The organism is Kribbella sp., assembly GCF_035655035.1.
Classification (GTDB): domain Bacteria; phylum Actinomycetota; class Actinomycetes; order Propionibacteriales; family Kribbellaceae; genus Kribbella.
The window spans coordinates 1-5,128 of the sequence record NZ_DASRVN010000573.1 but is presented as its reverse complement, the minus strand read 5'-3'; the positions used below and the strand labels follow the sequence as shown (position 1 = coordinate 5,128).

Below are 5,128 nucleotides of genomic sequence, written 5' to 3'. Positions count from 1 at the left end.
GGTGCGGGGGAGAGGGCGAGAAGTCCGAAGTACACCGCGGCCGCGGCGGTGGCGCCGGCCAGCAGCCGACGGTGCCACCGGGCGGCCCGGAGCAGGTCACGAAACAGCGAGGAGAAATTCATGCCGGGGAAAGTACGCGTTTCGCCGGCACCCGCCGTTCAGTTATCCACAGGCGCCGGTCAGGCCGCGCTGGTCCCCGACGAGGACGAGCCACTCGAGGAGGAGCCGGACGACGAGGATCCCGACGTACCGGAGGAGCCGCTGGACGAGCCGGACGAGCTGGAGGACGACGAATCGGACGTCTTCGAGCCGCCCGATGAGGCCGCGTCGGACTTGGCCGGCACCGAACCCTTGCCGGTGGACCGGCTGTCGGTGCGGTAGAACCCGGAGCCCTTGAACACCACACCCACGGCGTTGAAGACCTTGCGCAGGTTTCCCTGGCAGTTCGGGCACACGGTCAGCGCGTCGTCCGTGAAGCTCTGGCGCACCTCGAGCGCTTCGCCACAGTCGGTGCACTGGTACTGGTACGTCGGCACGGTCGGTTCCCTTCAAGCCGCTGGCACTCCTACTACCCGACTGCTAATAATGCGCCAGGCGGCCGAAGTATTCCAAACCCACGCTTGCTTACCCCAACTCTGCGTCCATGTCCAGCGAACGCAGAGCAACGCAAAGTTGTGAGGGACCCCATTTGGGGCGTGGCCCCGCATTCTCTACGGTTGGTCCGTGCCTCGCCTGCTTCGAGTCGTGATCGCCAGCGGAATCGCCCTCGCCTTGCTCCTCCTGGCGATCGCGGGGACCGCCGTTTACATCGTCCGCCACTCGTTCCCGACGTACGACGGAACGATCGACCTGGAGGGGCTCGACGGTGACGTGAACGTGGTCCGGGACGCCAACGGCATCCCGCAGATCTACGCCGACACCCCGGCGGACCTGTTCGCCGCGCAGGGCTACGTCGCCGCGCAGGACCGGTTCTTCGAGATGGACGTCCGGCGGCACATCACGGCGGGCCGGCTGAGCGAGCTGTTCGGCAAGACCGCGCTCGAGACCGACAAGTTCATCCGGACCCTCGGCTGGCGGCGGACCGCGGAGAAGGAGCTGCCGCTGCTCAGCCCGAGCACCCGGCAGTACCTCGACGACTACGCGCGCGGCGTGAACGCCTACCTGTCCAAGCGTAGCGGCTCCGCCCTCAGCCTGGAGTACGGCGTCATGTCGCTGCAGCCGGGCCTCCCGAAGAACTACACGCCGGAGCCGTGGACCGCGGCCGACTCGCTCTCCTGGCTGAAGGCGATGGCCTGGGACCTTGGCGGCAACCTGGACGAGGAGATCACCCGCACCAAGCTGCTCGCGGCGTTCCCGGCGCGCAACATCGAGAGCCTCTACCCGCAGTACCCCTACGACCGGAACCAGCCGATCATGTCGGCCGGCTCGGTGAGCAGGAACGGCAAGTTCAGCCTCTCCCCGGTCAGCACCGAGGTACGGCGGAGCATGCTCACCCAGGACCTGCTGAAGTCGCTGGACTCGGTGCAGAGCGTCGCCAAGGGCCTGCCGCAGCTGCTCGGGCAGGGTGACGGCGTCGGCTCGAACTCCTGGGTGGTGTCCGGCGACCACACCACCACTGGCAAGCCGCTGCTGGCCAACGACCCGCACCTGGGCGCGACCATGCCCGGTATCTGGACGCAGGTCGGCCTGCACTGCAACAACGTGGGCAAGGCCTGCCCGTTCGACGTCTCCGGCTTCAGCTTCTCCGGCCTGCCCGGTGTGGTGATCGGCCACAACAACGCGATCTCGTGGGGCTTCACCAACCTCGACCCGGACGTCCAGGACCTCTATCTGGAGCGCGTCGACGGCAACAAGGTCCTCTACAACAACAAGTGGCGCGCGATGAGCACGCGCGAGGAGACGTTCAAGGTGGCCGGCGAGGACAAGCCGGTGAAGATCACCGTCCGCGAGACCCGCCACGGTCCGCTGATCTCCGACGTCGGCGACGACGAACGCAAGGTCGGCGAGCAGGCCGCGTCGCAGGCGAAGTACCCGAAGGCGTACGGCGTCGCACTGCAGTGGACCGCGCTGAACCCGGGCAAGACCGCCGACGCGCTGTTCGCGATCAACACCGCGCAGGACTGGACCCAGTTCCGCGCCGCCGCCTCGCAGTTCCAGGTGCCCTCGCAGAACCTCGTGTACGCCGACACCGACGGCCACATCGGCTACCAGGCGCCCGGGCTGGTGCCGATCCGCTCGATCGGCCGCGGCGACTGGCCGGTGCCGGGCTGGGACCCGAAGTACTACTGGAAGGGCTACATCCCGTTCGAGGCGATGCCGACCGAGCTCGATCCACCGAGCGGGATCATCGTCACCGCGAACCAGGCCGTCGTGCCGAGCACCTACCAGTACTACCTGACCAACTCCTGGGACTACGGGTACCGAAGTCAGCAGATCCTCGACCGGATCAAGGCCGCCGGCAAGCTGGACGTGAACGCGATGGCGTCGATCCAGCTGGACACCAAGAACAAGGCCGCCGAGATGCTCGTGCCGTACCTGCTGCGGATCAGCATCAACGACCCGTTCGACCGGCAGGGCCAGGACACCCTGCGGAACTGGGACTTCACCCAGCCGCCGGACTCCGCGGCCGCGGCGTACTTCAACGTCGTCTGGCGCAACCTGCTCGAGTTGACGTTCCACGACCAGCTCCCCGAAGGCACCTGGCCGGATGGTGGCTCCCGCTGGTTCGAGGTGATCCACACGCTGCTCGGCCAGCCGAACAGCGGCTGGTGGGACGACATCCGGACGCCGCAGAGGGAGAGCCGCGACGACATCCTCCGGGAGGCGCTGGTGAACGCCCGCACCGAGATCACCCAGAAGATGGCGCGGGAGCCGGTCAACTGGCAGTGGGGCAAGCTGCACAAGCTCACGTTGACCAACCAGACGCTGGGCAAGTCCGGGAACAGCCTGGTGGAGAAGATCTTCAACCGCGGCCCGTACGAGCTCGGCGGCGGTACGTCGATCGTCGACGCCACGTCCTGGGACGCCTCCGTCGGGTACGACGTGACCTCGGCGCCGTCGATGCGGATGATCGTCGACCTGTCGAACTTCGACAACTCGCGCTGGATCAACCTGACCGGTGTCTCCGGGCACGCCTACTCGTCGAACTACACCGACCAGACGGAGCTGTGGGTCAAGGGCGAGACGCTCCCGTGGGCGTTCACGAAGGGCGCGGTCGAGGCGACCCGCAAGCACTCCCTCACCTTCACCAAGCCGGACCGCTAGCGGCTACCAGGCGGGCGCACTGGCCTCGGCGAACAGCTCCTCCGGCCAGGTCCAGAGCGCCCGCTGCGTCATCAGGATCGAGATGGTCCCGTCGGCGGCCGTTGACCACAGCGTGCCCAGCCCGCCGGCCCAGCCGTACCGCCCGTCGTCGCCGACCGACACCCCGTAGCCCCAACCGGTGTCCGGCCCGAGGAAGTCACCGGCGCCTGCTCGCTGCTCCGGTGTGAGCTGGTCGGTCGTCATCTCGGCGACGGCCTCCCGCGACAGCAGGTCGCCGCTCTGCAGCATCCGGGTGAACGCGTGGAAGTCGTCCACCGTCGAGATCAACCCACCCGCAGCGTCAGGGAACGACGGCGGCGTCAGCCACTGGCTCTCGGCCGCCGTGTCGAGCACGTCGTTCCCGACGTACGCCGTGGTGAGCCGGGCAGGGTCCGCCGCGGTGAAGCTGGTGTCCCGCATCCCTAGCGGCTCGAACAGGCGCTCACGCAGGAACTCCTCCAACGGCTGCCCTGACACCCGGGAGAGGAGTACGCCAAGCAGATGCGAGCCCGTGGCATACAGCCAACGCTCACCCGGCTGGTACTGCAGCGGCAGCGTCCCGAGCCGTTCCATCCACTCGTCCGGCTCCAGGTCTGTCCGCGGTACCGGCGGCCCGAACGTCCGTACGCCGAGCTCCTCCTCGCGCTGCCGCAACGACGGGTTGTCGGACTCACCCAGGCCGAGCCGGAACGTCAGCAGGTCCCGCACCGTGATCGCCCGTTCAGCCGGCACCGTGTCCTCGACAGGGCCGTCAGGTGCTCGCAGTACGACGGGACTCGCGAGCTCCGGCAGTACGTCGGCTACAGGCGCATCCAGGGTCAGCTGGTGATCGTCGACCAGGAGCATGGTCGCCGCCGCGGTGATCGGCTTCGTGAACGACGACACCCGGAACAGGCTGTCCCGCGCGAGGTCCGGTCCGTCGTACGCCGTCCTGCCGTGGATCTCGAGGTGCGTCTCGTCGCCACGGCTCACCAGACTGATCAGGCCGGGTACGACGCCGTTGTCGACGTACGTGTTCAGCATCAGCCCAGTCCAGCAGCGAACGGCATCTCGCGCCACTGCGCGGCGAACATCCGGATGCCGTCGGCCAGGGCCGGGAACTGCGGGACCAGCGGGGCACACACCACGACCTGCAGGGCGCGAGCCACGTCCATCAGCTGCTGGACGCGCGGGTCGAGCCCAGCGCCGTACGCGCGGCACAGGTCCGGGCCGAAGCCGGCGAGGTCCCACTCGCGCGGGCCGATGCAGACGTCCTCGAAATCAGCCCAGAGGGGGCCGTCGACCGTGTTGATGAGGTTCCACGACGGGGCGTCCCCGTGGATCGGCTGGACGGCTACGGACGGGAAGGCAGACTCGAACCCGGACCGGCGGGTCAGGATCGGCTCCAGCACCTTCCACTCGGCTCTTGCGCGCTCCACGTCTTCCTGCTCGAGCAGGCCCGGTACTGCCTCGGCTGTTGCCAGCCCAGGGCCGACCAGCCGGAGCGGGGCCATCCACGGCAGCTCCCCCGGGTACGAGGCCAGCTGGGCGTGCAGCTCCGGTACGCGAGCAGTCGCACGCACGTAGTCCGGCTCAGCGACCTCGACGTACTTCCAGAACGTCATGCACAGCCCGTCCAGCTCCACCGGCACCGGGTGCGCGGACTGCACAACCGGGACGCCCTGCTCGGCCAGCCAGGTCATGACGTCGATCTCGCGCTGCTGGCGACGTACGGCGGGCTCTGGCTCCTGCAGGGGTGCAGGCAGGTTCATCGGGACCCGGGCGACCACAGGGGACGGTTTCAGCTGCACTACCGTCGAGAACGCCTGGTAGAGGACGGTTGGGT

At 68.3% G+C, this 5,128-nt stretch carries 4 protein-coding genes; 1 reads left to right on the top strand and 3 read right to left on the bottom strand.

Annotation, left to right across the window (positions count from 1 at the left end):
- Positions 1–179 precede the first annotated feature (179 nt).
- Positions 180–536 carry an FmdB family zinc ribbon protein gene (locus VFF46_RS30590; RefSeq protein ID WP_325040701.1) on the bottom strand — a complete coding sequence of 119 codons (357 nt, stop codon included), beginning with the start codon at positions 534–536 and terminating at the stop codon, positions 180–182.
- Positions 537–723: 187 nt separating this feature from the next.
- Here VFF46_RS30590 and VFF46_RS30585 point away from each other — a divergent pair, with 187 nt between their 5' ends.
- Positions 724–3,264: a penicillin acylase family protein gene (locus tag VFF46_RS30585; RefSeq protein WP_325040700.1), complete on the top strand. Its 2,541-nt coding sequence runs from the start codon at positions 724–726 to the stop codon at positions 3,262–3,264.
- A gap of 3 nt (positions 3,265–3,267) precedes the next feature.
- On the opposite strand, the gene VFF46_RS30580 is transcribed toward VFF46_RS30585, so the two are convergent.
- On the bottom strand, positions 3,268–4,326 hold the full coding sequence (locus tag VFF46_RS30580; RefSeq protein WP_325040699.1) for a serine hydrolase domain-containing protein: 1,059 nt from the start codon (positions 4,324–4,326) through the stop codon (positions 3,268–3,270).
- The coding region (locus tag VFF46_RS30575) for an aminoglycoside phosphotransferase family protein (protein ID WP_325040697.1) at positions 4,326–5,128 on the bottom strand (803 nt) is incomplete at its 5' end. The genes VFF46_RS30580 and VFF46_RS30575, both read right to left, overlap by 1 nt.